Here is a 25,964-nt window from a genome sequence, read left to right as displayed (position 1 = left end):
GAGCGCAATTTCGGCGAGTATGCAAGCCGGTCCGGTTCGCCGAATGGTGAACAAAACCTGCTTGATCGTTCACTTTAACAGCACAGTCCATTCTGTGTTTGCCGCCTTTGCGGCCAGGAGGCGGATCCTCATATTTGCGTGGACAGCGGCAAGGGCCGCACCAGCACAAGGGAAGGAGCAGAAACATGCTCGACCAAGTCAAGGGCCTGCATCACGTCACCTCGATGGCCAGCGATGCGCGCCAGAACAACGAATTCTTCACCGGTACGCTCGGCCTGCGCCGGGTCAAGAAAACGGTCAATTTCGATGCACCCGATGTCTACCACCTCTATTACGGCGACGAGGTCGGCACGCCCGGCTCGGTGATGACCTACTTCCCGTTCCCGAACATCGGCAAAGGCCGCCATGGAATCGGCGAAGTCGGTACCACCGCTTACTCGGTGCCCGAGGGCACGCTCGGCTATTGGGAGAAACGGTTTGCCGAGCAAGGTGTCACTGGGCTGTCCCGCGAGGAGACATTCGGCGAGAAGCGTCTTGCGTTCGCCGGTCCCGACGGCGACGGGTTTGCGCTGGTCGAAGACAGAGCGGACAACCGTGCGCCATGGGCCAAGGGTGGCATTCCCACCGACGAGGCGATCCGCGGCTTTCACTCGGTGTCGCTCAGGCTGAAAGATGGCGGCGCCACCGAAGAGCTGCTGAAATTCATGGGCTATGAGGAGGTCGACAAGTCCGGCAACATCAGGCGGCTGGCGGTGAAGAACGGCAACGGCGCCGACGTCGTCGATATCGAATCGCTGCCAGGGGCCGGCTTCGCCAATCTCGGCGCCGGCTCGGTCCACCATGTTGCTTTCGCCGTCGAGAACCGCGCCAAGCAGCTCGAAGTGCGCAAGGCACTCCTCGATACAGGTTATCAGGTGACGCCGGTGATCGACCGCGATTATTTCTGGGCGATCTACTTCCGCACACCGGGGGGCGTGCTGTTCGAGGTCGCCACCAACGAGCCGGGCTTCGACCGCGACGAGGATACCGCCCACCTTGGCGAGGCGCTGAAACTGCCGTTGCAACACCAGCATTTGCGGCCCTATCTCGAGCAGCATCTGCAGAAACTGGAAGACTGAGGGCGACGTCATGAGCAAGGATTCATATATTCACAAGGTGCTGCCCGGTTCGCCGGCCGGACCGCTGCTCTTCGTCTTCCATGGCACCGGCGGCGACGAGGCCCAGCTTCTGTCGCTTGGGCGCGATCTCGCGCCGCAAGCGACGGTCGTCGCACCGCGCGGCGATGTCTCGGAACAAGGCGCCGCACGCTTCTTCCGCCGGACCGGCGAGGGCGTTTACGACATGGGCGACCTCACGCGAGCGACGGAGAGGATGGCCGGCTTCGTCAAGGCGCATGTCGAGGCGGCAAAGCCATCTTCGGTGCTCGGCCTCGGTTACTCCAACGGCGCTAACATCCTGGCCTCGGTGCTGTTTGCCGAACCGTCGCTGTTCGACGCAACGGTGCTGATGCATCCGCTGATCCCGTTCGAGCCGGAGGTCAAGGGCAGCCTTGGCGGCAGCCGCATCCTGGTCACCGCCGGCAGGCGGGACCCGATCTGTCCGCCTGATTTGACGGCGCGGCTTGAAGCCTATTTGCGCGCCGATGGCGCCGATGTCACAGTCGAGTGGCATGACGGCGGCCATGAGGTGCGGCCGACCGAGATCGAGGCGGCGCGGCGGTTGTTCGCCCTTGCGCCGGATGAAAGGACCGCAAGCCATGTCTGACCTATTGCCGGAGATCGAGCTGGAGGACCGCGGCTCGAAGGGCCGCTATCTCCTGCGTGGGCCGGACGGCGCCGAGGCTGAGATGACCTTCACCAAGGTCGGCGAGCACCAGATCATCATCGACCATACCGAAGTGCCGGATGCATTTCGCGGCCAGGGCGCGGGGCTTCGCCTGGTCACCCGTGCCGTCGAGGATGCACGTGCGGCGGGCAAGACGATCATCCCGCTTTGCCCGTTCGCCAATGCTCAGTTCCGCCGCCATCCGGAATGGGCGGACGTGCTGAAGCGGTAAGCACAGCCCCTCGATGAATGACAGGAGAAGGGGTGCGCGGCTTTACCGCGTGCCCCTTTGGCTATCGGAGGCGTACAAACGCAAGGGGCAAACATACGGGATTTGCGCAGAGCGCCAACCTTGCCTAAGTATTGCCAGCAACCGGCTCGCCGTCCGCGGTCCGACCACTTCAACCGAATGGCCCTCCATGACCGAATCCGATCTCGTTCCCGTCTTCGACGGCCACAACGACACGCTGCTCCGGCTCTACCAGTCGAAGGATGCGGACGTCGAAAAGCTGTTCGTCGAGGGGACGCCGGGTGGCCATATCGACCTTCCGCGCGCGAAGAAAGGCGGATTTGCCGGCGGCATGTTCGCGATCTTCCCGCCGCCTGTCGAGAAATCCAAACGCGGCGCGGTGCCGCTGGCGCCGAGCGACAGCGAGCCCTTGCCACCCGAGATTCCGCGCGCCGATGCGCTCAACTCCACCGTAGCGATGGCCTCGATCCTGTTCAGGCTGGAGCGGGCTTCGGCACTTACTGTCTGCCGCAGCGCCGGCGATGTGAGGAAGGCGATGGCGCAAGGCTCGATCGCGGCGGTGTTCCATATCGAAGGGGTCGAGGCGATCGACCCTGAGCTCACCCTGCTCGACGTTCTCCACGCAGCCGGCCTGCGCTCGCTCGGTGTCGTCTGGAGCCGTCCCAATGCCTTCGGCCACGGCGTGCCGTTCCGTTTCCCGTCATCGCCCGATACAGGGGCGGGGCTGACCGATGCCGGCAAGGCGCTTGTGAAAGCCTGCAACCAGCTGAAGATCATGATCGATCTTTCGCATCTCAACGAAAAAGGTTTCCGCGACGTCGTCGAGATCAGCGACGCACCGCTGGTCGCGACCCATTCCAACGTGCACGCGATCTGCGGCCATTCGCGCAACCTCACCGAATGGCAGCTCGGCGCGATCCGCGACTCCGGCGGCATGGTCGGGCTGAACTTCGCCACCGGGTTCCTGCGCGAGGACGGCAGGATGAACGCCGACACCGGCCTCGACATCATGGTGCGCCATGTCGATTCGCTGCTGCAGGCGCTGGGCGAAGACGGCGTCGGCCTAGGCTCGGATTTCGACGGCGCCATGATCCCGGCCGTGATAGGCGATGTTGCCGGCCTGCCAAGACTGCTCGACGCATTCGCGGCACGCGGCTTCGGGCGCGCGCTGATCGAGAAGATCGCCTATCGCAACTGGCTAGGCATGCTGGAAAGGACCATCGGCTAAGCGGGTGATGCCGGCTTGACCGGAACGCGTTTTGGGGGCGGACTATTCGAAACCCATGCGTTTAAGCCAGTCCTGGCCAATGCCGCGATCACGGATGATCGGCAGCGGATCCGTCGAATCCAGGCGTGTGCAGATGCGGTAGACCTCGAGCGTCTCGGCGTTCATCTCGCCGCGTTTGTAGAAGAACATGGCCGCGGCATAGCGGGTGCGGCCCGACCATTTTTCGCCGAGCGGCGTGTTGATCAGCTGCCACTGTTCGGCGGCTTCGGTGTCGAGTTCGGGACTGTCGGTGTCGTCGGCCATATTTAAAAATCCGCGGGCGGACTGGTGCGGCGGTCGAGTTTGATGACCAGCCGCGGCGCCAGTTTGGCACGCCTCAGCAGCTTTTGATATTGCAGCTCGCGCCTGGCGTAGATCTCGACCCAAGGTCCGCTGCAGGCGGGCTCGGCGGCGCTGATCTGGTCTGCATCGCCGGGATCGCTGCCCTTTCGCCGACGGTGCCTTCGACGTCGTTTTCTCCAAGGATGCAATCTCGACGAGAACATTCGAATATGGCAGCCGTGCAGAAGGTGCTTGACAGTGGCAAACACCGTCCCACTGATCTTCGCGGCCGAAGCCGATCGGCTAGCCGGCGATGCTGGAGACCATCACCCCGATGAAGACAACAGAGGCGCGCGAAGCCCTCCTCGAACCGGCGCGAAAAAGCGATTCCGAAAAGCGCGGCCGCAAAGCGTCGAAAGAGACAAGGCAGGTTCAACTGATCGAAGCGACTATCGATTCATTGGCCAAGCGCGGCTATTCGGAAACGACTATGGCCGACGTCGCCGACGGCGCCGGCCTGTCGCGCGGCATCGTCAATTTCCATTTCGAGAGCAAGGAGAAGCTGCTCGTCGCCACTTTGCAATACATGCATGACGAGTATTCGGCGCATTGGCGCAGCGCCTTGCAAAGGGCCGGCGATGATCCCGCCCGCCAGCTGCAGGCATTGGTGGCAGCCGATTTCAACCGCTCGATCTGCAACAAGCGCAAGCTGGCTGCCTGGTGTGCCTTCTGGGGCGAGGCCAAATCGCGACCGAAATATCAGGCGCTGAGCAGCGCACGCGATGCCGTCTACCAGAACATATTCATCGATCTTTGCGTGGCGCTCAAGCAGAGCGGCTTCTATGCCTACGAGCCGCAAGTCATGGCGCTGGCGCTCAGCGCCATGCTGGATGGTCTGTGGCTGCATTTGATGATGGGCACCGAGGACGCCACACGCGAGACGGCGCTGCAGGCCGCGAACGAGTTCCTGTCTGCGGCATTCCCCAAGCACTATCCGAACTCTGCAGCCCGCGGTGCCAGGCCGGCGTGAACCATCAAAAAGAGGGTGGACCAGCAATGAAGACAATGATCCGGCCCCTGACATTCGAGAAGATCAAGGCCGGCTAATGAAGTTCAAGATCGAACGAGCCGATGTGGCCATCGTCGGCGCCGGCTTCACCGGCCTGTCGGCCGCGCGTGAATTGAACCACGCCGGCATCGATGTCGTGCTGCTCGAAGCCCGCGACCGTGTCGGCGGCCGCGTCGAAGCCGTGCAGAACGGGCTCGGCGAGCGGATCGACAGCGGCGGCCAGTTCCTGTGCGAAGACATGCCGGAATTAATGGCGCTGGTGCGAGCGCGCGGCAAGACATTGGTCGAGACCCATGTCGCAGGCGAATTCGTCACGCAGCCGCGAATGAGCGAGGCGCAAGCCGGGCGCACTTACGGCACCGCGATGCGAATGCGCGAGCGGATGAACGCGATCGCACCGACCGACCCGACCATTGCCGGCTTGACGGTAGCGGCATGGCTCGATCGCCAGGCCGATCCCGACGATGCGAAGGCCGCCTTTCGGTCGATGATCGAGGGCCTGTGGTGCCTGGCAATGGAAACGCTGCCGCTTTGGTTCCTGATCGACAATGATCGCCGCATCACCAATGAGGTGTCGGAGTTGCAGTATTTCGTGCGCGAAACCATGCATTCGCTGGCGGATGATCTTGGGCGGGATCTCGGCGATCGACTGCGGCTGAATACAGCTGTCGAGGCCATTGAGCACGGGCCGCGAGGAGTTCGCGTCGTTTCGCCTGCCGGCGCGATCGAGGCACGAGCGGTACTGGTCGCCGTACCGCCGATGATGGCCTCGAGAGTGGATTTCGTGCCGCCGCTGCCGGCTGTGCTGAAGAGAGCCCTCGGCGTCTGGCAAAGCGGCGCGGTGATCAAAATGCTGGTGCGCTACCCCAAGGCTTTCTGGCGCGACAGGGGCTTGAGCGGCATGGTGATGTGGCGCGACCCGCACGGGCTTTTTGCCTGCGATGCCAGCAGAGACGAAGATCACGCAGCCCTTGTCGTCTTCATCGGCGGGCCGCTGGCGCAGCGCTGGCGGGATCTGGACGACGCGGCGTTGCGCGCAAAGGTGACGTCAAGGCTGGAAGAGGCGCTCGGTATCGAGGCGGCCGGCATCATCGATCTCAGTTATCGCGACTGGACTGGGGATCGCTGGAGCGGCGGCGGTTACAGCGATCTGATCGTCGATGCGACGGCAACCGATGCCGAACGCGTTATCCGCGCCGGCGCGTCGCGGATCCATTTCGCCTCGTCGGAGCTGTCGCCATCATTTCCGGGCTACGTCGAGGGCGCCATCGTCGCCGGCCGCATTGCTGCGCTAAGAATTATTCAGTCTGCCATCGCCAGCCGAGCCTCGGGGTCATAAGCGAGGCGGATCCACGAGCTCGGCCTGCTGGTCAGACCGCTGATCAACATGTGCGCCATGTCGCCGCCGCTGATCATCACGCGCGAGCAGATCGACGACATGGTGTCGATCCTGCGCCAAGGCATTTCGCGCACGATGGACGATCTGCGCCGGCAAGGTGTCCGGCGGGGATAGGCGTTTATCGCCGGCGATCTCGCCATTGCTGACAGCGGTCGTCAGCGCTAACGATGCGCGACGAGGCTTCGATCGCCTGCGTCTGGCCGCCATCTCTGGGAAACAAAGCGCAACTCTGGGAAACAAAGTTCTGGGGAAACAAAGCATTGATGACCTATCGGACCTGTTCGGCCTCGCCGGTAAAACCGCCTTAATTTCCGGATTGAGCCGCGGCATTGGTCGGCCGCTGGCAACGTGGGCGAGGTCGATGAACTGGGCGGTGCCGCGATCTTCCTGGTTTCCGACGCGTCGAGCTTCATGACCGGCCAGATCATCTATGTCGACGGCGACATGACCGGACCCGTATGAGCGCGACTGTCGCTGTCGGGCGCATGGAAGATCGGTCGGCCTCGGGGCCGCCCCGCAAAAGGCAGGGCTCGTCATTTGCACACTCTTATCTTCACCGCTAAGCTTCTCTGGCTGGGGGTATTTTCCTCAGATCACATTCGCCATCCCAAGGATCTCATGACACCCGACACAGCAACGCGCGAACAGTTCGCCATCGATCTCGCGCGGCGCGCCGGCGCGCTCGGCCTGAAGTATTTTCGCGACCTCGACAGCCTCGCCATCGAGAGCAAAGGTCATCAGGACATGGTCTCGCAGGCTGACCGCGAGGTCGAGCTGTTCATCCGTGCGGCAATGAAAGCCGACTACCCGACCGATGGAATTGTCGGCGAGGAGCATGCCTCGGTCACCGGATCGAGCGGGCATGTCTGGGTGATAGATCCGATCGACGGCACCGCGAACTTCGTGCGGGGCATTCCGGCCTGGTGCGTGGTCATCGCCTGCGCCAAGGACGGCGACACTGTCGTGGGTGTCATCCACGAGCCCTCTACCGGCGAAACGTTCCATTGCCGCAAGGGCGGCGGCGCTTTTCTCAACGGCAAGCCGATCAGGGCAAGCGCGGCCATCAGCCTGACCGACGGCTCGTTGGGCACCGGCTTTTCCAACCGCGCCGAAATGCAAAACGTCGCAACGCTCATCGGCTTGCTGTTTTCAAAAGGCGGCGTGTTTTTCCGTAACGCATCCGGCGCATTGATGCTCGCCTATGCGGCCGCCGGCAGGCTGCTCGGCTATGTCGAAGAGCATATGAACGCCTGGGACTGCCTGGCAGGCATGCTGCTGGTGGAAGAAGCCGGCGGCACGATCGTCAAGCCCGACCCAAAGACGGTTCTGGAACACGGCGCGCTGGTGATTTGCGCCGGCAGCGGTGTGTTCGCCCAGGTTCGCCAGCTCTGCGTGCAATCCTTCAAGCTTTGATCAGAACCGGTCCGCGCTCCGGAAAGCCGATGCCGACGCTGTCGCCTGCCTGAAACGGCGCATCGATGTTGTGCGATATTGCAAACACCTGGCCGTGCGGTGTGCCGATGATCAGTTCGAGATGGCTGCCGACATAGGTGACCTTTTCGAGCCTGCCCGCGATCGTCCGTGGTGCACCGGCAGGGCCGATCTCGATGCGGCTCGGACGGACGGCCAGCTTCGCCGGCCCGGCCTGGTGGCCTCGCGCCGGCAGTTTCAAGGCCAGCGAACCCAGCCGGACGGCAGCTTCATCGCCTCCTACCGAAACCACCTCGCAATCGAGGATATTGGCTTCGCCGATGAAGTCGGCGACGAAAGCGTTGGCCGGTGCGTCGTAGAGTTCGCGTGGCGTGCCGTCCTGTGCGATCACCGCTTTGTTCATGACGATGATACGATCCGAAACCGCCAGCGCCTCTTCCTGGTCGTGTGTGACATAGACCACCGTCAGCCCGAGCTTGATCTGGATTTCCCTGATTTCCTCGCGCACGTGCCGGCGCAGCTTGGCGTCGAGATTTGACAGCGGCTCGTCGAACAGCAGCACTTGCGGTTCGAGCACCAGCGCGCGCGCCACCGCCACGCGCTGCTGCTGGCCACCCGACAGTTCGCTGGGCAGGCGCGCCTCGAAACCGGTCAGGCCGACCAATTCCAGCCCGGCACGGGCCCGAGACGCAGCCTCCTTCTTGTCATGGCCGGAGAAGCGCAAGCCATAGGAGACGTTTTCCATCACCGTCATGTGCGGAAACAGTGCATAGGACTGGAAAACCATGGACACGTCGCGGTCGGTGGCGGGCAGGCGGGTGACATCTTTGCCGCCTATCAGAATGCGGCCGCTGGACGGCATTTCAAGGCCGGCGATCATGCGGAGCGTCGTCGTCTTGCCGCAGCCGGAGGGCCCGAGAAGCGTCACCAGCTTGCCGGCTTCGATCGCAAGCGAGATGTCGTCGACCGCCGGCATGCTGGCGCCCGGATATGTCTTGGTGACATGGTCGAAGGTTACCGAGGCGGCGTTGCTGCGAATTTCGGCCATCACCCGGCTCCTGCTATTGTGGTCGGGCCGCCGGCCGTTCCGGGCAGGCTGACATTGGTGCGCACGCTCCAGCCGCCGTCGCCCTGCTGGATGCCGCGCCGGCCGATATTGCGGCTGCCGACAAGCAGCTGCATCAAGCCAATTACCATCAGCATGACGACGATCAGCACCGTCGAATAGGCGATGGCGATGCCGTATTCATTGTTCTCGACACGTCCAACGATGTAGCTGGTCGAGAGATCGTAGCGCGCGCTGACCAGAAAGATGACGGCGCTGATCGCGGTCATGGCGCGCACGAAGGAATAGACGAGCGCCGCCAGCATTGCCGATCTCAGCAAAGGCAGGATGACGCGCCTGAAGGTCTGCCACGAGTTGGCGCCAAGCGTCAGCGAGGATTCATCCAGGCTACGGTCGATCTGCGACATCGAGGCGACGCCGGCGCGCACGCCCACCGGCATGTTGCGGAAGATGAACGACAGGACGAGGATGATGCCGGTCCCGGTCAGCTCGATCGGCGGCACGTTGAAGGCAATAATGTAGCTGACGCCGATGACGGTTCCCGGAATCGCGAACGAGAGCATGGTCGCAAATTCGAAGGCGTTCTTGCCGCGGAAATTCTGGCGGACCAGAAGATAGGCGGTCAGAAGCCCGATCCCGGCCGTCAGAGGCGCCGATATCAGCGCGATCTCCATGGTCGTCCAGAAGGAGCTCCATGCCGAGCCCGACCAGTGGATGCCGAATTCGTTCCAGCCGACGGAGAACGCCTTCCGGTAGTGCTCCAGTGTCAGGCTCTGGTCGACCCCCCACAGCTTGACGAAGCTGCCATAGAAGATCACCGCGTAGACCAGTACGGTGAATGCCGTCCACAGTCCGGCGATGACATAGAGCGCGTATGTCAGCCCGGCAGGCAAGCGCGGATGGACGCCGGCGTCGCCCTTGCCGGTGACGGTGGTGTAAGAGCGCCTGCCGATCCAGAAGCGCTGCGCATAAAAGGCGCCGAGCGTGAAGGCCAGCAGCACCAGTGCCAGGATCGCGGCAAGTGCCGCATCGTTCTGCGCGCCGACAATGGCAAAGAAGATTTCTGTCGACAGCACGTCGTAATTGCCGCTCAGCACCAGCGGATTGCCGAAATCGGCCATGCTCTCGATGAAGCCGAGCAGAAAGGCGTTGGCAAGGCCCGGCCGCATCAGCGGCAGGGATACGGTCCAAAAGGTCTGCCAGCGGCTGGCTCGGAGCGTCTGGGAGGCCTCTTCCATGGACGGGCTGACGCCTTCGACGACGCCGATCAGCACCAGGAAGGCGATCGGCGTGAAGGCGAGAACCTGGGCAATGAGCAGGCCGGGAAGTCCATATACCCAGCGTGTCGGCTGGAAACCGAAGAGACCGGCCACGCTCTGCGTCACTGCCCCTGACAGTCCGAACAACAAGATGATGGCAAGGCCGATGACGAAAGCCGGCGTGATGATCGGCAACACGGTCAGGGCGCGGAGCAGCTTGCCGTGGCGGAAGCCGGTACGGGTCACGACCAGCGCGAACACCAGCCCCAGAAACATGGTCAGCAGGCCGACGAGCACGGCCAGCAGCAGCGAATTCCAGGCCACGCCGCAGCGGCTGCCGCCGGCAAGACAAGCCAGGCTCCACAGCCGCGAACTGAACAGCTTGGCCAGGAACGCGACAGGCGAGTAGCCGCCGTCGTCGGTCTGCATGGCATTGGCCAGCATCATCAGGATCGGCATGAAGATGAAAATGGCAACCATGGCGACGACAAAGCCGATCGAGCCGACGACGAAGACGTCGCCAGAGACGGCGCCGCGCGCGGCAACACCCAGGGTGAAAAGGAACAGAAAGGCACCGCTGACCAGCAAGGCGCCGTAGCCCATGCCGAATTGGCGGTCGCCAAGTTCGCCGAACAGGCTGGTGAGCCAGCCGAACTGCCAACCGCGCAGCCCGATTGGCGAAGCCCTGGAACAACAGCCAGCCAAATCCGGCGGCGCCGACAATGATCAGCAGCCGGCTGAAAACCGGATCGGATTTGGTGCGGCCCCACAGAAGCAGCGGCACCGCCAGCAGCAGGCCGAGCGGCGCCAGCCACAGTTTCTCGCCCTTGAGGGCCAGAACCAGTGCCGGCGCGAATTCGCTGTCGGACGGGTAACCGTCGAACAGCCAGGAAAAGCCGAAGAACCCGTCCTCGATGCCGTACCAGGGCAGCACGGCAAACCCCAGCCATCCGACCGCCATCCAAAGGACGGCGACCGGTTCAATCGGCCAGCGGGTTTCGCGGAAGCGCATCTGCTATTGCGGCAGCGATGCGACCTCCTCCTCCCACTTCTTAAGCAGGCGCTTGCGTTCTTCGCTCGAGCCGTACTTCTTGAAGTCGTAGTCGATCAGCTTTATGGTCGAGAGGTCGGGCGCCTTGGCGGAGGTTTTCGCCGCCTTGTTCGATGGAACCTGGAACGACCCCGCATCCTGCGCCGTGGACTGGACGTCGGCCTCGAGCGCCCAGTCGTAGAATTTCTTCGCGGCTTCCATGTTGCGAGCGCCCTTGATGATCGATTCCGAGCCGATCTCATAGCCGGTTCCCTCGCAAGGCGTGACTGGAACGATCGGGAAGCCGGCGACGACCTGCGACACGGCGTCGTGGATGAAGACGATGCCGATGGTGGTCTCGCCGAGACCGGCGGCCTTGATCGGCGCCGAACCCGACTTGGTGTACTGGTTGACGTTCTTGTGCAGGGCTTTCATGTATTCGAAACCCTTGTCCTCACCAAACAGCTGAACGATGGTCGCCAGCATATTGTATGCGGTCCCCGAGGAATTGGGGTTGGCGACCTGGATGTGCCCCTTGTATTCGGGCTTGATCAGATCCGCCCAGCATTTCGGTTCGGGCAGATTGTTCTTGGCCAGCAAATCCTTGTTGTAGCCGAAGCCCAGCGCACCCGAATAGATGCCGACCGTGCGGTAGCCGGACGTTTCCGCCTGCTTGATCGCCCAGGGCTGCAACTGGTTGAGCAGCGGCGATTTGTATTCCATTGTCAGGCCCTCCTCGGCTGCCTGCAAATGCGGATCGCCGGTGCCGCCCCACCAGATGTCTCCCTTTGGGTTGGCGGCCTCGGCGCGCAATTGCGCATAGATTTCGCCAGCGCTCTTGCGGGTCATATTGACGGTGATGCCGGTCTTCTCCTCGAACGCCCGCGCCGTCTGCTGGCACCAGACCTCGTCAACGCCGCAATACATGGTCAGGCTTTCGGCGGACACCGATGACGACGCGGCCCACATACCGGCGGCGAGGATGCCGGCGCCGAGAATTGCCCTTTTTATCATGTTGAAATTCCTCCCTAAGTTATTTGCCGACTTATGAAACCCAGATACGCGAAAAATTCAAGTTGGAAGGGTACGGCCGCCTTTGCGCCTTTCGCCGACTTCCCGCTCGATATGTTCGACAGGCTGATACGGATCAATCTTTGCAGTCACCTGGCCGACCGTCCTGCGCCGCCGAACTTCCTCAGACGATGGCCCGGTCCCAGCCGCCATAATGCGCAGCGCTGCGCGTGCCGCGCGGCAGGCTGAGCCCGACCAGCAGCGCTCCGATCGCCAGATTGGCGAGGCTCGCCGCCGCGCCGCCGGCGAGGATGAACGGAGAGAGGGCGATCCAGGCTCCAAGCGCGATGTTCAGAAAGCGGACGGCTCGCGCCACCTCGGCCATCGCCGTAACGGCGATCATGATGACCAGGCAGCCGATGACATGGTCGCTGAAGTAGAGCGGCGGGCTGGTGCCGAAGACAAGTGGCGTGATCATCAGCAGGGCGCCGGCGACCGTGCTGGCGACAAGGGTCCGGGGGAAATTCACACCGCCAGTGACGAAGTCCCGCGCCACTGCCGATAGCGGCCGGTCGAGATCCGGCGTCGGCGTCTGGTTCTCCGAAAGTGCCGGGCCTCCGCACCAGAATGTGCGCCAGAACGGCTCTCCCGCCTGTTTCGCACGCCTAAGATACTGGCAGCTCGCCAGCACCTCGTCCACCGAATAGGGGATGAGCACGACCGTGACGGCGGCCTGGACGATGCAGAGCGTGCACAGCGCCCCGATGAGCGGCGGCTGGATGATGATGAAGCCGACGCTGACCACACCGAGCGGAACGACCAGCAAGCCGAACAAAAGCACCATCCACGGCATGGTGCGCCAGCGGCGGCGATCGCCGATCGCGCCCGCGAGTATATCCAGCGCATAGGCGAAGGCGCCCAGCCCGGCATCGGCGATCGGAAAACCCTTGGAGACCCAGGAGGTGACCACCGCCTCGCTGCCATTGCCGGCCGGCGTTTCGCCCGGGCCGAAGAACGGATCCCAAAGACTGTCGATGTGCCCTAGCTGATAGGCAGCGAGATAGCGCGAGACGAACAGGCCGACAAAGGCGAGGCCGATTATGGGAATGCGCTGGGTGAAAAGGGAGGGCGAATAGCTCCAGCCGAGCGGGCGGTCGTCATCGGCGGCAAAGGCACGCCGGCTGATACCCGGCGTCGGCGGGATCATCACCGCGAACGCGACGATCAGCATGCCGGCCAGCGTGTCGGTCGCGTAGGCTCCGGCGCTGGTGGTCCAGAACAGCAGCGGCGCGAACATCACCCAAACCCCGATCGAGGCGGTGATCCAATGCAGCCCGTGCCAGCGCCGGCGCATGCCGACAAGCGCCAGCGACAGGATGGCGAGGCCGGATACAATCTCACTGATGCCGAGCCTGCCGTCGCGCGTCTCCGGCGAGGCGATCTCATGTCCGAGCGCCGGCGGAATCGGTGCTGAAGCGGGATCGAACAGGCCGAGCGTGAAGGGCGACGCCACGAGCCACAGCCCGATCGCAACGTTGGTCAGCGGCGCCCAGAGCGTTGCGGCCCGGCGGCGTTCGGTTTCCGCCTCGACCTCGTCGTCCGAGCGCTCGAGCGGGCGCTGCAGCCGTTCGGCGGCCTGGTTGAGCTCGGGCGCGGAAGCGGCGACCGCCGACGGTTCAAGCTTGTTCTTCTTGTACCAGTCGGTAGGATCCGCCTTCAGCCGCCGGATCATTTCCGGCAAGGTAGCGGTCAGGCTGTGCCGCGGGTTCCAGCCAAGCAGGCGCCTGGCGCGGGAGATGTCGATCTCGTAGTGATCGTCGGCGTTCTCGATCATCCATGGCTTGATGTCAGTCTCCTGGTCGAAAACCTTCTCCTGCATCCAGGCGCCGAGCTTCGTCACCTCTTTCGGCAGGGACAGGGTCCGCCAGGTCTCGCCGTGCAGGAGCTGCCCGATCTGCTTCTGCATGTCGTCGTAGGACGGCGTCTCTTCTTCGCCGATCAGCAGTACGGTCTCGTTGGGAAGCGCGCTACGCCGGTCGACGGTGCGCACCACGGCGTCGACGAGATCGTCCAGATGCAGGTAGGGCTGGCCGGTGGTGATGTCGCCGGTGAAAAGATAGGCGGTCGGCATGCGCTCGAAAATGCGGGCGATCTGCTGGGCGATGAAGGCCGCGTGACAATCCTCGTCATAGACACCCGCCAGTCGCAGGATCGCAACCTTGATGTCGCCGTGCTCCTTCAGGATCAGCGTCTCGGTCTCGGCCTTCGATCTCGGATAGGCCCAGGCCGGATCGATCGGCGATCGCTCGTCGATCCTGGCGCCCTTCGCCGGGCTCGGCGCATGCACCAGCAACGTGCTCGAAAACACGAACTGCTCCGTCTCGAACCCCCTCAGCGCGTTCAGCAGCCGGCGCGTTCCCTCGACGGTCACCGCGCCGTATTTCGGATTATCCTCGCCGGTCGTGTCGTAATAAGCCGCGAGATGGATCACCGAGGCAACGCGGCCGCCGCTCCGCTCGCGCACCTCGGCCAGTGCCTTCGCCACGCTCGCGTCCGAGGTAAGGTCGATCTCGATCGTCTCGACGCCGGGCAAGGATCGTCTGGCAACATCAAGGCCGATGATGTCGTAGCGCTCCATCAAGCCGCGAGCGATGGCTTGGCCCAGAAACCCGCTGCTGCCTGTGATCAGGACGGTGGGACGGGTTTTGCCGGTCATGGCTAATCTCCTTGGCGATAGCCGGGTAGAAGAAGCCGAATGCTTCGGTCGCACACTCGGAACCATGTTCGTTGAGAACGGTTCCCGATGAGGTAGCACCACAGAATGGGTGCGCGCGGCGATCCGTCAGACCGACGGCCATTCGTGCCGGCGGATTGCGTTCGTGCACAAGTGCAGGACTCCCATTGGTCTACCGGCCGCGAAGGGAAGCGACCAGAATGTCGATCAGCAGCTTGCCGCAGCGACGATCCGGATCGCGGTCGGGATCATAGATCGTCACCTCCATCCCAATCACGCGTGGATCGTTGCACCATGTGCGAAGGGCTTCGACAGCTTCGTCGGGCAAGACACCGCCGGCCTCCGGCGAATCGACAGCCGACATGATCTCGCTGTCCAGCACGTCGACATCGAAGTGAACGAATACACCCTCGACGTCGTGCCCTGCGACCGCGTCAAGCGCTATCCGTGCCGCATCGGCGATGCCGCGCCGCCGCACTTCAGCCAAATCCATCCGGTGAACATCGGTGTCGAAGATGGCCTTGGACGTGTAAGTCGCGGGGTCCTGCACATCGCGATAGCCAAACGCGACTACGTCGGCCTCACGGACCAAAGGAGTGTGCTCGCCGAAATCGGTCAGGAGCGTCGGGCCATGACCGGTTACGAAGGCCAAATCCATGCCCGCGGCTCCCTTTGACGGCGAGGTATCCGGCAATTTGAAATCGGTGTGCCCATCGAAGAAGATAAGGCCGTAGCGGCCACGACGCCGTAGCGCGAGCGCAGGGCCAAGCAACACACTGCAATCGCCGCCGAGCATGAGCAGGAACCCTCCCGAGTTCAGCTCCTCGTCGACCGCTTCGGCAAGCATCTTGGAATACTGGCGCAGGGCCTGGGCATTGCGCACGCCCGTCGCAGGATCCACCTCAGGCCGATAAAGCGGAGCCCGAACCGAGCGCAACGGACCGGCGCCCAAACGGTCGGCGAGACCAAGCGATTGAAGTGCCTCCGGCGCCTTCCACACGCCGGGCTCCGGCTCACCCTCCTGCGGCATCAGCCCAAGATTAGAGGGCGCGCCGAGCAAAGCGATATGTCTCGTCTGAATGGTGGCTCGCGGCATTGTCGTGCTGGCAGCTGAGGTCATGATCAGAGTTCTCCGCGTTATTGGCGATACGCATCATGCTCAAGAAACAGGCTGCGCTTTCCTGACCGGTCTCCCGCTGCCCTTGCCGCCGAGTACCTCCGGTCGGTGTCACGCGTCAGGCAGCGTCGCGAGCGACGAGTATTGCTCGTTCAGCGCCACCGTGTCGTCAGCGGTGATTTCGAAGTCGATGTTGTCCCGCAGATGCAGGCTCTGGTTCGCCTTGGGCAGCGGCGTTGTCCCGCGCTGCCCGGGCAGAGCTCGATACCGGTCGTTTGGGCCATATCGGATTTCCAGGGGGCGAACTGCCGTCTTTGAACTTATGCGTGGTGTGCGCGCGTTCTGGCGGCCTTCTGCGCCGCCGCCTTCCTTCCGCTGGCGCCTTTCGTCTCGGCGGCCTTCTTGGCGGCGGCCGAGCGCTCCTCAGCCGTCCGGCGCGAGGCCGCACGCTTGGCCTGCTGCGCCAGCGCCTCGTGCGACGCCGTGCTCTTCGGCTCGTGCTCGAGCACCTTGGAGACGGCTTTCGAGACCCGCGGGCGGCGTTTCGGCGTGCGTTCACCCTGGCCGGCCTCATAGGCGTATTCGGCGCTTTTGCGCGTGCTCTCCTTCACCTTGCCCTTTTTGGGCGGGGGCAGGTCTACGCCTGCGCGTCTTGCCTCGGAAAGCCCGATGGCGATGGCCTGCTGGGTCGAGCGCGCGCCGTGCTCGCCGCGGCGGATTTTATCGATCTCCTCGTGCACGAACTCGCCGGCCTGTGTGCTCGGCGATTTGCCCTCGCGCTTGTCCTTTCGGGCCTTCTCGATGGTTTTCTTGTCTGGCATTGTCTTTCTCCCACATACGGGTTGCGACAGCCATTCGGGTTGCAGCTGCGCGCGGTCTTATGAGGATCATAACGCGTTGAGGACGCAAATGATCCCGGCACTGGTGATCCAAGCCCCAGCCGTCAGGACGTTGACGCCGATCTGTCCGAAACCAGATGGCGCAAGAACCATCGGCTCGCCAGACCCGCGACTTCGTCCAGGGCGCCAGGCTCCTCGAACAGATGTGTCGCGCCAGGGACGATGGCGAGCTCCTTCTGGCTGCGGAGCGCCGCCAGCGCCGAGCGGTTGAGTGCGATCACTTGCGTGTCCGCGCCTCCGACGACGAGCAAGGTCGGCGCCCGGACGCGCGGCAGGGCGTGCGCTGCAAGATCGGGCCGGCCACCACGCGAAACTACGGCCGCGGCCTGGTCGGGCCGCTCGGCCGCCGCCACCAGGGCGGCACCGGCGCCCGTGCTCGCGCCGAAATAGCCAAGACGCAACCCCGACGTTTCCGACGAGGCGCCGAGCCAATCCGTGACGCCGACCAGCCGGTCGGCGAGCAGTCCGATATTGAAGCGCAACTCGGCCGTGACCTGGTCGATCCGCTCCTCTTCGGCCGTCAACAGGTCGATGAGGAAGGTGGCGAGGTTCGCCTCGTTCAGCCTTTCGGCCACGTAGCGGTTGCGCGGGCTGTGGCGGCTGCTTCCGCTGCCATGGGCGAAGAGCACAAGGCCGCGAGCAGCCGGGGGCAACGAAAGATTGCCCTCAAGCGCGACAAGTCCCGCGGGAACATGCACGACGTGCTCGCTATCCCGGTCCATATCCACCTCCGCTATGTCGATCTGGTGCCAGGCGCCGGACCCGCGCTCGCGCGCCCAGCCAATTCCTCTTCGGAAGCGGCAGGCTTGTCGGAAGCCGCAGGCTTGGGCACGGACCTGGCGAGGAGCGCGCGGACCTCTTCATCGCTCGTCTGCGAGAAATCCACGTACCAGCGCCCGACACCCAGCAACGGCTCTGGTGTCGTCGCGCAAACGACCTCGTCGGCGTCCGCCCGCATCGTGTCGCAAGTGTCGGGGCTACCGACGGGAACGGCCGCGACAATATGGGCGGCGTGGTTTTTTCGCAGCGCCTTGATCCCGGCCCGCATGGTCGATCCGGTCGCAAGCCCGTCATCCACGAGGATAATGGTTCGTCCATTCAACTGCGGTGGGGGTCGCCCGTCCCTATAGAGGTGCTCGCGGCGCAGAAGCTCTTTTTCCTCCTTTGCAGCGACCGCGTCGATGACATGTGGCGGGATCGCGAGACCGTTGACGATTTCGTCGTTCAGGACACGTACACCTGAGGGCGCGATCGCCCCCATGGCCAGTTCCTCGTGACCGGGGACGCCGAGCTTGCGCACGACGAAGACGTCGAGCGGTGCCTTGAGTGCCTGCGCGACCTCGTAGCCGACCGGCACGCCGCCTCGGGGCAGCGCCAATACGATCACATCGTCGCGGCCGGCAAAGCGAACGAGTTCCCCGGCGAGTTGCCGCCCGGCCTCGCGGCGATCTGAAAAGATGATAGCCATGACCTTCAATCCGCGTGCATCTGTTTTCCCGGTGGATGTTTTTTCACCAGCCTGCGTCCACATTCCGTGGGATGGCTGCGGCACCGGTACCATTTTGGAACTCGCTCGCTGCCTGGACGTTCCAAGAATAGTTTCGATCGCGAGGTGCCGGCACCGGCACGCGCCTCAGCGCGGATCGGGAAGATCGAAGATAGTGATCCGTACATGCCTCGTCCGGCCAGCTGGCAATCTAGCGATGCGTGGCAACAGGTCCGTCTGGCGACTTGTTGCCTCAGCAATCAGGGAAAGGAATATCCCATGCAAGTTCAGGAGATCATGAGCCGTCGGACCGAACTGGTCGGCCCGAACACGACAATCAGGGATGCCGCCCGGAAAATGCGGGCCGACAATCTCGGCGCCCTTCCGGTCGGCGAGAATGACAGGCTGGTCGGCATGGTGACAGACCGCGACATCGTGATGCGCGGCGTCGCCGAGGAGCGCTCAGCCGGCAACACGACCGTTCGCGAGGTCATGTCCGAGCATGTCTATTGGTGCTTCGATGACGCCGATATCACCGATGCGGCGAAGATCATGGCCAAGCATCAGGTGCGTCGTCTTCCGGTGATCAATCACGACAAGCGCCTCGTCGGCGTCATTGCCCTGGCCGACCTCGGGCGGACCGATAAGGAAGCCGCCAAAATCGCTCTCGAAGGCGTTTCCGAGGCAACGGACGATCCCCGGCGCTAGACGCTCGCCTGGGCGGTTGCCGCCGTGCTCGCCGTTCTTCTCCATCTGGGCTGAACGCCGCCTGCTCAGGCAGCCTTCAGTTTGGCAACTATCGCGCTTTCACTTCTATGCGGCGTGTCTTGTCCTTTGCAGCGGGGTTCTTCGGAAGCTCGACAGCCAAAATGCCGTTCCTGAAAGTGGCCTGCACCTTGTCGGCATCGATCTCCGCTTCCAGCGGGATGGTCCGCTGAAACCGGCCATAACTGCGTTCGCTGTAGGTGCGGCCGCCTTCGCCTTCCTTGTGCTCCGAACGCTTCTCGCCCGTAATAAAGAGGGTGTTTTCGCGCAGCTTGAGCTCAACGTCCTTCTGCTCGAGCCCCGGCAATTCGGCGGTGACCTTATAGGCTTGGTCTGTTTCATGTACGTCGACGCTCGGCCAAAGATCGCCGGCCGTAGTCGCTTCGGCCATCGGCGCGAAGAAGTCGTCGAACAGGCGGTCGATCTGCCGGTGAAATGACGTGAGCGGGTCGCGCGCGGATGGGTAGAGGCTGCGCGATGGCGTCCGGGGCGCCAAATCGTGATGTGCCATGGTTCTTCTCCTGTTTTTTGTGTCTGCATCACTCGTCGCCATGTGATCGGCCACGGGCAAACAAAACTCGTCCACCCATGAGGATGTTCCGGGTGCCAGCCAAGAAAGGTGGTCGAAAAACAGCGGCAAAAAAGCCGGCCCGAATTCCCTCATGACGGGACCTCCGACAATAAATGCGCATCAGGACATGCGCATCGGGGAACAACGGGCAGGTACGGCTGTTTGGTCACATCACCTAGTCGGATTTGAACGAAAGGAGGATTTCGATGAATGCCACCGGACTCGACGTATTCGACAAGACACAGCAGACCACAAACATCTGGCTCGACGAGATCATGGACGAGATTGGACCGGATCGGCAGGTCGCCTGGCACGTTCTCGGAGCGGTGCTGCACGCCCTGCGCGACCGTATGCAGCCGGATCTTGCAGCCCACCTCGGCTCGCAGCTGCCGATCCTGGTGCGCGGCGCCTTCTATGACCAATATCAGCCTTCCAAAGCTCCCGAGAAGATGCGGTCGCTCGACGAGTTTCTGGCCAAGATCAAGGCGGAGCTGGAATTTACCCGTCCGGTCGATTCCAAGGATGCATTCAGGGTCGTGTCCAAGGTGCTCGCCCATCACGTCGGAGAAGGACAGATGCACAAGGTCTGGGAATCCCTGCCAGGCGAGATAAGACGCGTCGCCGAAGCTCAGCAAGCGGCGTGAACGGCGCAGGCGCGGGCTTCTCGGTCGCAACCTCCTTGGGGAAATAGCAATGCCACTCACCCTTATCAGCCCGGCGTTCCGGGCAGGCGGAAGAATTCCCGAAAAATATGCGCGTGACGGCCAGAACGTCTCGCCGCCGCTGAAGTGGTCCGGTGTCCCGGATGGTACCAAGAGCCTTGTTCTTGTCGTGCGGGATCCCGATGCACCAAGCGGGATTTTCGGGCACTGGGCGGTGTTCAACATCCCGCCGGATGCCGGGGGACTAGCCGAGGCCGAAGACGGCAAGCCCGGCCCGTCGGCACTCAGGCAAGGCACCAACGATTTCGGCAATGCGTATTACGATGGTCCGCAGCCGCCTGCAGGGCACGGCATCCACCATTACCACTTCCTGCTGGCCGCGCTCGATGTGCCGAGCCTCAGCGTACCAGGACAGGCGGGCGTGCATCAGGTCTGGAAGCAAGCCCAGAAACACGCATTGGAGGAGACGGAGCTGGTCGGAACCTACGAACGGCCGGCCTGACGCGGGCGGCGTCGGTCGCCGCCTTCACAATGTAATCTGGGCAAGCGGTTTTCGGGCAGGGCCGTGGATGACCGAACCGTCGGCCGCGAAGATCGAGCCGTGGCAGGGACAATCCCAGGTGTGGTCCGCATTGTTCCAGGTTACGGTGCAGCCCTTGTGGGTGCAAATGGCCGAAACCGCCTGGAGTGCGCCTTCGGTGTCTCTCCACGCCGCAATCTTTTCGTCTCCCCTGACGATCACGCCACCCGTGCCAGGCGCAATGTCGTGGGTGCTCGAGACGATCGATTGACTGCGGCCGTTCTTGTGGAAGTCCTCGGGATAGGGCCGGGCCGGATCGTAGAGTTTTTGCCAAGGGCTCGGGCGGCCGCAGATCAGGTCGGCGATCATCGCGCCCACGGCCGTCCCGTTGGTGATGCCCCAGGCGTTGAAGCCCGTGGCAATGTGGAAGCCGGCGGCCTTGGCGGGATCGGGCTCGCCGGCATATGGAATCCTGTCGGCCGTATCATAATCCTCATTGCACCAGCGCCACGCGACGTCGCCGACCGGAAGGTTCTTTCTTGCCCAGTTTTCCAGTTCGACGAACCGCTTGGCCACGTCGCCGTCCCAGCCGGTGTTGAACTTGGGGCCGAGCGTGACCAGCAGTGGACCTTCGGCATCACGGCCCGTCCGGACGGAATGCGTCGGGTCGTCGATGCCGATGAACATGCCGTCGACAGGGAGGGGATCATCGATCCGAAAGGCCATGGCGGTGTGGCAGCGCGGTTGCGTCCGGTTCGCCATGCCGACGGGGCTCTTCACCGTCATGTTGGTGGCGACGACGACATGCCCGGCATCAACGGCGCCGCCATCGGTGGCAACGCGCCAGCGGCTTGCCTCGTCGATCGAGGTGGCGCGGCTGTTTTCGAAGATCCGACCGCCACGGGCCGTCACCGCTTCCGCCAGGCCAACCAGATACATCGCCGGATTGAACTGCGCCTGGTCAGAAAACCGTAGCGCGGCGGCCGTTTCGAAAGGCAGCGGCGCGTGGTCGAGGATCTCGGCCTCTAGCCCGACCTGGCGCGCGGCCTCCGCCTCGGCCGCGACCTCCGCGCGCCGGCTTTCACTGCAGGTGAAGGTATAGGCGTCCTTGCTCTCGAGATCGCAGGCGATAGCGTAGTTGTTAACCCAGTCGCGGATTTGTCGGGCGCCGGCGGAATTCGCATCGGCATAGGTCCGCGCCAGGTCCCGGCCTACGCTGTCAATGAGATGACGATAGATCAGCGCATGCTGCGTGGTGATCTTGGCCGTCGAGCGGCCGGTCACCTGGCCACCTGTCCGCAAGCCTTCCAAGACGATCACCGACCGGCCCGTCTCGCAAAGCCGAAGCGCCGTCGTCAGCCCGACGATTCCAGCCCCCACGACAACGGCGTCCGCACGGACCAAACCTTCGAGCTGGGGATAGTTCGTGGAGGTGGCCGTCGCCACCCAACAGCTCCCCGGTTTTCCCAAGAGAGTGGCCATTTCAACCGCGTTCCTTGCTTTTGCTTTTCGATGCACTTTCATCGACAACCGCGCCGGCAGAGGAACGTTCCCGAGGTTCGTCGGTTTCAATCGTTCTCTCGCCACCCCGGGTCAGAAAAGCACCGGGAAGATGCGAGCTGCAGGCCATCACCCAGGTGATCGCCTCGCGGTCGTATTCGTCGCCGGAGCGCCAGTCCTCGAAGAAGGCGTTCAGCCTATCGACACGCCCCGGCCAGATACCGGCGGCCTGCAGGCCGAGCGAAACGCCGTAATTGGTGAAGGCGAACTTGGTATCGCGCAGCCATGGCGCGCGGCTGAAATAACCGGGCGGGTCGACCCACATCGTTTCCAGGGTTCGCAGCGAACGCCTCGTCTGGGCCTCGGCCCACGGCTCGTCGGGAAAGAAATGGGCGAGCCACAGCATCATGCCGAGGCCGAGGTCCTGGTCGATGTCGAGGCTGCGCCAATCGCGCTCCATCAGGTCACGCATCTGCGCGATCTCGGGCGCCAGTTCCTCGTCGTCGAGCATTCGGTAAGAGACGTAGCCGTCATAGGCATCCATGCTGCCGAGGCCGTAGCCGGGGTAAGGACCGCTCAAATCCTCCTGCATCTTCCAGAACACGCCGCGGCCGGGGACCACAAACGCCGGGTGAATGTCCCGCGCCAGCGTAATGCCGCGCTTGCGGTATTCCGGCTTCAGATCGCCGAGACGCGCCAGGGCGAACAGCCACATCGCCAGATAGTGGAAATACTGGCCGTCGCGATCGCCCGCTTCGCCGATCCTCAGTCCGCGCCGGCGGCCGAGCACACGCTCGACATCGGCCACCAGCCGCTCGGCTTCGCCCAGCCAGCGCTCTTCGCCAGTTTCCGCATAAAGCGAGACGTAGAGCACGACCCCGAATGCATCGGTCCACAGATATCGCAAGCCGTTGGGCCAGATGCCTTCGCCGCGCATCCAGTCGAGTTTTTGCAGGACATAATCGACGTCACGCAGCATCGTCACGCAGCATCGCGCCAAGCCCCGAACTGGCAGAGCCGGCCCGTGTTCAGTGTCCCGCGATTGTGAGCATGCAGAATTTCGAGCATGTCTCTCCTCGTCCGGTTGATCTATCGCGAAACGATCTGATCGGCGGCGGGTTCCTTGGCCATCTCGGCAAGGACAGATGGGGCGGCATTCCCGGGGCGGCGTAGGCGAGATAACCAAGACTGGTCGAGTGCGATATACCCGCACTCGCAGGCAGGATTGTTTCAAGAAGCGATCTCATGACGACGCGCAAAGGAAGGCAAAAAGGTGACGCCGTTCAAGTGAAAAGCTATCAAATTCGACTGATCCTCGGTGTCGGCAAGCCGCAAATGTGGTCAATTGCCTCCGTACATGACCTTCGGGAGCCAGACGACGATTGAGGGGAACACGATGCATAGTCCCACTCCGATCGCCTGCAGGCACAAGAAGGGGACTGCGGATCGAAAGATCGTCGCCATCGAGATCTCCGGCGGCGCAACGCTCTTCAGATAGAACAGCGAATAGCCGAAAGGCGGGCTAAGGAACGCCATCTGCATGTTGACCATGAAAATGACACCATACCACAGTGGCACGTCTTCAGGAGCCACACCGGCTAGCCCAAACGTGCCGCCGAATTCGAGTGGCTTTAGGATGGGCAGAAATATCGGTACGGTGAGAAGGAGAATGCCCACCCAGTCCAGAAACATGCCCAGGACGAACAGAATGATCATCATCAGAACAAGAACGCCGTAAGGCGCCAAGCCTGTTCCGAGTATCGATTCGGCTACGAAGTTCTGCCCACCTTTCAGGATAAAGAAACCGACGAACATGGTGGCGCCGAAGAATATCCACATGACCATCGCCGTGGCCTTGAGCGTCGCGACACAGGCCTCCCGGATCGTGTCCCAGGTCAGGCGCCGATGTGCGGCGCAGACGATGAAAGCCCCGAACGTACCGATGCCGGCGGCTTCGACCGGCGTGGCAATGCCCATGAAGATGACCCCGAGCACAAGCAGGATCAGCAGTATCGGCATGAACGTCCGGCGCAAAAGCTTGAGTTTTTGGGCGAAGTCAATGCGCTCGTTCGGCGGCAACGCCGGGCCGAGTTTGGGGTCGATGTAACAGCGCGCCGTCACGTAGGCGACATACATCCCGGACAGCAGCAGCCCGGGAAATACCGACCCGATCAAAAGCTCGCCCAGCGACTGCTGCGCCACGACGGCATAGACGATCGCCATGACGGAAGGGGGTATGAGAATGCCAAGGGTCCCGCCAGCAAGAAGCGAGCCGCAGGCGAGCTTGGCGTCGTAGTTGCGGCGCAGCATGGCCGGGAGCGCGATCATGCCCATCGTCACTTCCGTTGCCCCGACGACACCGACCATCGCGGCCAGCAGCGTGCAGGAGATCACCGTGGCCGATGCGAGCCCGCCTTTGAGTCCGCCCAGCCATTTGTAGACGACATCGAACAGCTCCTCGATGATGCCCGCCTTCTCGAGAATCGCGGCCATGAAGATGAAAAGCGGCACCGCCGAGAGCTGATAATCCGTCATGAACGGGAAGACCCGAGACGGCAGCATGTTCAGCATGGCCGAATTGCCGAACAGAAAGAGGAAAAGCACGGCAAGGCTGCCGGTGCAAAAGGCCATCGGTAATCCGAGCAGCAAAAGTACGCCCAGACCCCCGAACATCAATATGCTGAGCCACAGGATCGGAAGCTCGAGGCCCATCGCTCAGCCGACCCTTCCAAATGCAGTGGCGATGTCTCGCATCAGCCGGGATAGGCCCTGAAGCAACAGGAGCGCTGCCCCGATGGGGATCGCGAGCTTTACCGGCCAGTATTGGATGCCCCATTCGGTGAATGAGCGTTCGCCAACCGCCGTGGCATCGCTCGCAAATCGCCATCCTGTGACCAGCATGGTGCCGGTGAACAAGAAGAAGAAGGCCGAGGTGATGATGTCGCAGACAGCACGACCGCGTTCGGAGAGATGGCTGTAGACGATGTCTACCCTGACATGCGTTTCGTCACGGTAGGCATAGGCGCCTGCCAGCATGTACTGGATGCCGAACATAAGAAACATGCTTTCATGTACCCAGTTGGTCGGTGAGTTGAAAACAAAACGGGCCACCACTTCGTAGTAGTACGCCACCACTGCGAGAACCGACCAATACGCGACGAACTCGCCCGTCACGCGTACCAGCCAGTCGACCGGCTGGAACAACGCGAGCGGTTGCTTGACGGGCGTGGCTGGCACATCGACTACGAGCGGATGGTCGGCCGCGGCGCGCTCGATCTCACGGGTGCGGGCGCGCCGCACAAGACCGGGTATTAGAAGGGCGTCGCCTGCGAGAGCGAGACCAAGCAGAAGTCCGGCAATTCGGCCGATGCTGTTGGCGCGCTCGAGCCCATGGGCGGCGGCGCTCAGATTATCGCGCGCCACCGTGGCGTCTGCCTCAGCTTTCGCCAGGCGATTGGCAGCGCCTTCTTTGCTGGCTGCTACATCTGCCTTGGCACGCGGCAACAGCCTTTCGGCGTGTTCGCTCTGGGATCGCGCGAGCGACACTGCCTCACGTCCGTCGCGTACCTGGGCGCTCGTCCAAAGCACTGCAATGAACAGCGGGATAAAAATGAATCCCCACCTGCTCTTCAGATAAAACCGGTGCATGCCGAGGAAGCCTGCAGTGACCAGGAACAGGTAAGCAAGAAAGAGATTTGGACGGCCGGCATCGCGCTGTGCCCGCTCGCGATGGACAAGGAAGACCGCAACGAGCGGGAAAAGCACGAGGCTTGACCAGTATAGCCAGTGCGGCAGCACAAATGTGAGTGAGGGCATCGGCGA

The 25,964-nt window shown here is 62.9% G+C and carries 25 protein-coding genes and 2 pseudogenes; 13 read left to right on the top strand and 14 right to left on the bottom strand.

Features of this window, described 5'->3' with window-relative positions:
- Window positions 1–185 precede the first annotated feature (185 nt).
- The 4 genes from NKJ20_RS23895 to NKJ20_RS23880 all read left to right on the top strand — a co-directional run bounded on the left by NKJ20_RS23895 (window position 186) and on the right by NKJ20_RS23880 (window position 3,302).
- Window positions 186–1,118 carry a VOC family protein gene (locus NKJ20_RS23895; RefSeq protein ID WP_352747455.1) on the top strand — a complete coding sequence of 311 codons (933 nt, stop codon included), beginning with the start codon at window positions 186–188 and terminating at the stop codon, window positions 1,116–1,118.
- Between the two features lie 10 nt (window positions 1,119–1,128).
- Window positions 1,129–1,764 carry an alpha/beta hydrolase gene (locus tag NKJ20_RS23890; protein ID WP_352747452.1) on the top strand — a complete coding sequence of 212 codons (636 nt, stop codon included), beginning with the start codon at window positions 1,129–1,131 and terminating at the stop codon, window positions 1,762–1,764.
- Window positions 1,757–2,056 carry a GNAT family N-acetyltransferase gene (locus NKJ20_RS23885; RefSeq protein ID WP_352618800.1) on the top strand — a complete coding sequence of 100 codons (300 nt, stop codon included), beginning with the start codon at window positions 1,757–1,759 and terminating at the stop codon, window positions 2,054–2,056. Before NKJ20_RS23890 ends, NKJ20_RS23885 begins: the two co-directional genes overlap by 8 nt.
- 187 nt (window positions 2,057–2,243) lie before the next feature.
- Window positions 2,244–3,302 carry a dipeptidase gene (locus tag NKJ20_RS23880; RefSeq protein WP_352747449.1) on the top strand — a complete coding sequence of 353 codons (1,059 nt, stop codon included), beginning with the start codon at window positions 2,244–2,246 and terminating at the stop codon, window positions 3,300–3,302.
- Window positions 3,303–3,344: 42 nt separating this feature from the next.
- Here NKJ20_RS23880 and NKJ20_RS23875 read toward each other — a convergent pair whose 3' ends face one another.
- The gene (locus tag NKJ20_RS23875; protein WP_352747446.1) at window positions 3,345–3,605 is read right to left on the bottom strand and encodes a hypothetical protein; all 261 of its coding nucleotides are present in this window, start codon (window positions 3,603–3,605) and stop codon (window positions 3,345–3,347) included.
- Window positions 3,606–3,936: 331 nt separating this feature from the next.
- Between NKJ20_RS23875 and betI the strand changes: the two genes are divergently transcribed.
- The 5 genes and pseudogenes from betI (at window position 3,937) to NKJ20_RS23850 (ending at window position 7,504) form a co-directional block, all read left to right on the top strand.
- Window positions 3,937–4,653: a transcriptional regulator BetI gene (betI, locus tag NKJ20_RS23870; RefSeq protein WP_502894850.1), complete on the top strand. Its 717-nt coding sequence runs from the start codon at window positions 3,937–3,939 to the stop codon at window positions 4,651–4,653.
- A gap of 76 nt (window positions 4,654–4,729) precedes the next feature.
- Window positions 4,730–6,031, top strand: coding sequence for a flavin monoamine oxidase family protein (locus NKJ20_RS23865; protein WP_352747442.1), 1,302 nt, complete (start codon window positions 4,730–4,732; stop codon window positions 6,029–6,031).
- Between the two features lie 12 nt (window positions 6,032–6,043).
- A pseudogene (locus NKJ20_RS23860) lies at window positions 6,044–6,205 on the top strand (aspartate aminotransferase family protein); the annotation flags it as partial.
- A gap of 201 nt (window positions 6,206–6,406) precedes the next feature.
- Entirely contained in the window at window positions 6,407–6,553 is a 147-nt protein-coding gene (locus NKJ20_RS23855; RefSeq protein ID WP_502894852.1) for an SDR family oxidoreductase, read from the top strand.
- 156 nt (window positions 6,554–6,709) lie between these two features.
- Entirely contained in the window at window positions 6,710–7,504 is a 795-nt protein-coding gene (locus NKJ20_RS23850) for an inositol monophosphatase family protein (protein WP_352747440.1), read from the top strand.
- Here NKJ20_RS23850 and NKJ20_RS23845 read toward each other — a convergent pair.
- The 8 genes and pseudogenes from NKJ20_RS23845 to NKJ20_RS23810 all read right to left on the bottom strand — a co-directional run bounded on the left by NKJ20_RS23845 (window position 7,494) and on the right by NKJ20_RS23810 (window position 18,199).
- Entirely contained in the window at window positions 7,494–8,570 is a 1,077-nt protein-coding gene (locus tag NKJ20_RS23845; protein WP_352747437.1) for an ABC transporter ATP-binding protein, read from the bottom strand. The genes NKJ20_RS23850 and NKJ20_RS23845 overlap by 11 nt on opposite strands.
- Window positions 8,570–10,859: pseudogene (locus NKJ20_RS23840) on the bottom strand (ABC transporter permease). Before NKJ20_RS23840 ends, NKJ20_RS23845 begins: the two are co-directional and overlap by 1 nt.
- A 3-nt stretch (window positions 10,860–10,862) precedes the next feature.
- Complete coding sequence (locus NKJ20_RS23835) at window positions 10,863–11,891, bottom strand: ABC transporter substrate-binding protein (protein WP_352747434.1); 1,029 nt, start codon at window positions 11,889–11,891, stop codon at window positions 10,863–10,865.
- Between the two features lie 181 nt (window positions 11,892–12,072).
- Window positions 12,073–14,604, bottom strand: coding sequence for an NAD-dependent epimerase/dehydratase family protein (locus NKJ20_RS23830; protein ID WP_352747433.1), 2,532 nt, complete (start codon window positions 14,602–14,604; stop codon window positions 12,073–12,075).
- 190 nt (window positions 14,605–14,794) lie between these two features.
- A complete protein-coding gene (locus tag NKJ20_RS23825) occupies window positions 14,795–15,718 on the bottom strand; it encodes an arginase family protein (RefSeq protein ID WP_352747484.1) in 924 nt (307 codons plus the stop codon).
- Between the two features lie 341 nt (window positions 15,719–16,059).
- Window positions 16,060–16,560 carry a DUF6496 domain-containing protein gene (locus NKJ20_RS23820; RefSeq protein WP_023678569.1) on the bottom strand — a complete coding sequence of 167 codons (501 nt, stop codon included), beginning with the start codon at window positions 16,558–16,560 and terminating at the stop codon, window positions 16,060–16,062.
- A gap of 122 nt (window positions 16,561–16,682) precedes the next feature.
- Window positions 16,683–17,360: a dienelactone hydrolase family protein gene (locus tag NKJ20_RS23815; protein WP_352747431.1), complete on the bottom strand. Its 678-nt coding sequence runs from the start codon at window positions 17,358–17,360 to the stop codon at window positions 16,683–16,685.
- 11 nt (window positions 17,361–17,371) lie between these two features.
- On the bottom strand, window positions 17,372–18,199 hold the full coding sequence (locus tag NKJ20_RS23810) for a phosphoribosyltransferase (protein ID WP_352747428.1): 828 nt from the start codon (window positions 18,197–18,199) through the stop codon (window positions 17,372–17,374).
- Window positions 18,200–18,421: 222 nt separating this feature from the next.
- Between NKJ20_RS23810 and NKJ20_RS23805 the strand changes: the two genes are divergently transcribed.
- Entirely contained in the window at window positions 18,422–18,832 is a 411-nt protein-coding gene (locus NKJ20_RS23805) for a CBS domain-containing protein (protein ID WP_352458287.1), read from the top strand.
- A gap of 88 nt (window positions 18,833–18,920) precedes the next feature.
- Here the strand turns inward: NKJ20_RS23805 and NKJ20_RS23800 are convergent, their stop codons facing one another.
- A complete protein-coding gene (locus NKJ20_RS23800) occupies window positions 18,921–19,553 on the bottom strand; it encodes an Hsp20/alpha crystallin family protein (RefSeq protein WP_352747426.1) in 633 nt (210 codons plus the stop codon).
- A 113-nt stretch (window positions 19,554–19,666) separates the two neighbouring features.
- Here NKJ20_RS23800 and NKJ20_RS23795 point away from each other — a divergent pair, with 113 nt between their 5' ends.
- Both NKJ20_RS23795 and NKJ20_RS23790 read left to right on the top strand, forming a co-directional pair.
- Window positions 19,667–20,104 (top strand): DUF2267 domain-containing protein, encoded by a 438-nt coding sequence (locus tag NKJ20_RS23795; protein WP_352747423.1) that lies wholly within the window; start codon window positions 19,667–19,669, stop codon window positions 20,102–20,104.
- Between the two features lie 49 nt (window positions 20,105–20,153).
- Window positions 20,154–20,624, top strand: a complete 471-nt coding sequence (locus NKJ20_RS23790) for a YbhB/YbcL family Raf kinase inhibitor-like protein (protein WP_352458289.1) — start codon at window positions 20,154–20,156, stop codon at window positions 20,622–20,624.
- A gap of 24 nt (window positions 20,625–20,648) precedes the next feature.
- On the opposite strand, the gene NKJ20_RS23785 is transcribed toward NKJ20_RS23790, so the two are convergent.
- Window positions 20,649–22,124: an FAD-dependent oxidoreductase gene (locus NKJ20_RS23785; protein WP_352747421.1), complete on the bottom strand. Its 1,476-nt coding sequence runs from the start codon at window positions 22,122–22,124 to the stop codon at window positions 20,649–20,651.
- A 1-nt stretch (window position 22,125) separates the two neighbouring features.
- On the bottom strand, window positions 22,126–23,121 hold the full coding sequence (locus tag NKJ20_RS23780; RefSeq protein ID WP_352747481.1) for a hypothetical protein: 996 nt from the start codon (window positions 23,119–23,121) through the stop codon (window positions 22,126–22,128).
- Window positions 23,122–23,192: 71 nt separating this feature from the next.
- On the opposite strand from NKJ20_RS23780, the gene NKJ20_RS23775 reads away from it, so the two are divergent.
- Window positions 23,193–23,315 (top strand): hypothetical protein, encoded by a 123-nt coding sequence (locus tag NKJ20_RS23775; RefSeq protein ID WP_352574874.1) that lies wholly within the window; start codon window positions 23,193–23,195, stop codon window positions 23,313–23,315.
- Between the two features lie 168 nt (window positions 23,316–23,483).
- Here NKJ20_RS23775 and NKJ20_RS23770 read toward each other — a convergent pair whose 3' ends face one another.
- Together NKJ20_RS23770 and NKJ20_RS23765 are read right to left on the bottom strand one after the other, a co-directional pair.
- Window positions 23,484–24,815 (bottom strand): TRAP transporter large permease, encoded by a 1,332-nt coding sequence (locus tag NKJ20_RS23770; RefSeq protein WP_352747478.1) that lies wholly within the window; start codon window positions 24,813–24,815, stop codon window positions 23,484–23,486.
- 42 nt (window positions 24,816–24,857) lie between these two features.
- The gene (locus tag NKJ20_RS23765; RefSeq protein ID WP_352747418.1) at window positions 24,858–25,907 is read right to left on the bottom strand and encodes a TRAP transporter small permease subunit; all 1,050 of its coding nucleotides are present in this window, start codon (window positions 25,905–25,907) and stop codon (window positions 24,858–24,860) included.
- Between the last annotated feature and the right edge of the window lie 57 nt (window positions 25,908–25,964).

The sequence above is a fragment of the Mesorhizobium sp. M0185 genome (assembly GCF_040322175.1).
Lineage (GTDB): Bacteria > Pseudomonadota > Alphaproteobacteria > Rhizobiales > Rhizobiaceae > Mesorhizobium.
The sequence above is the reverse complement of the archived record's forward strand: the minus strand, read 5'-3'. Positions and strand labels throughout refer to the sequence as shown.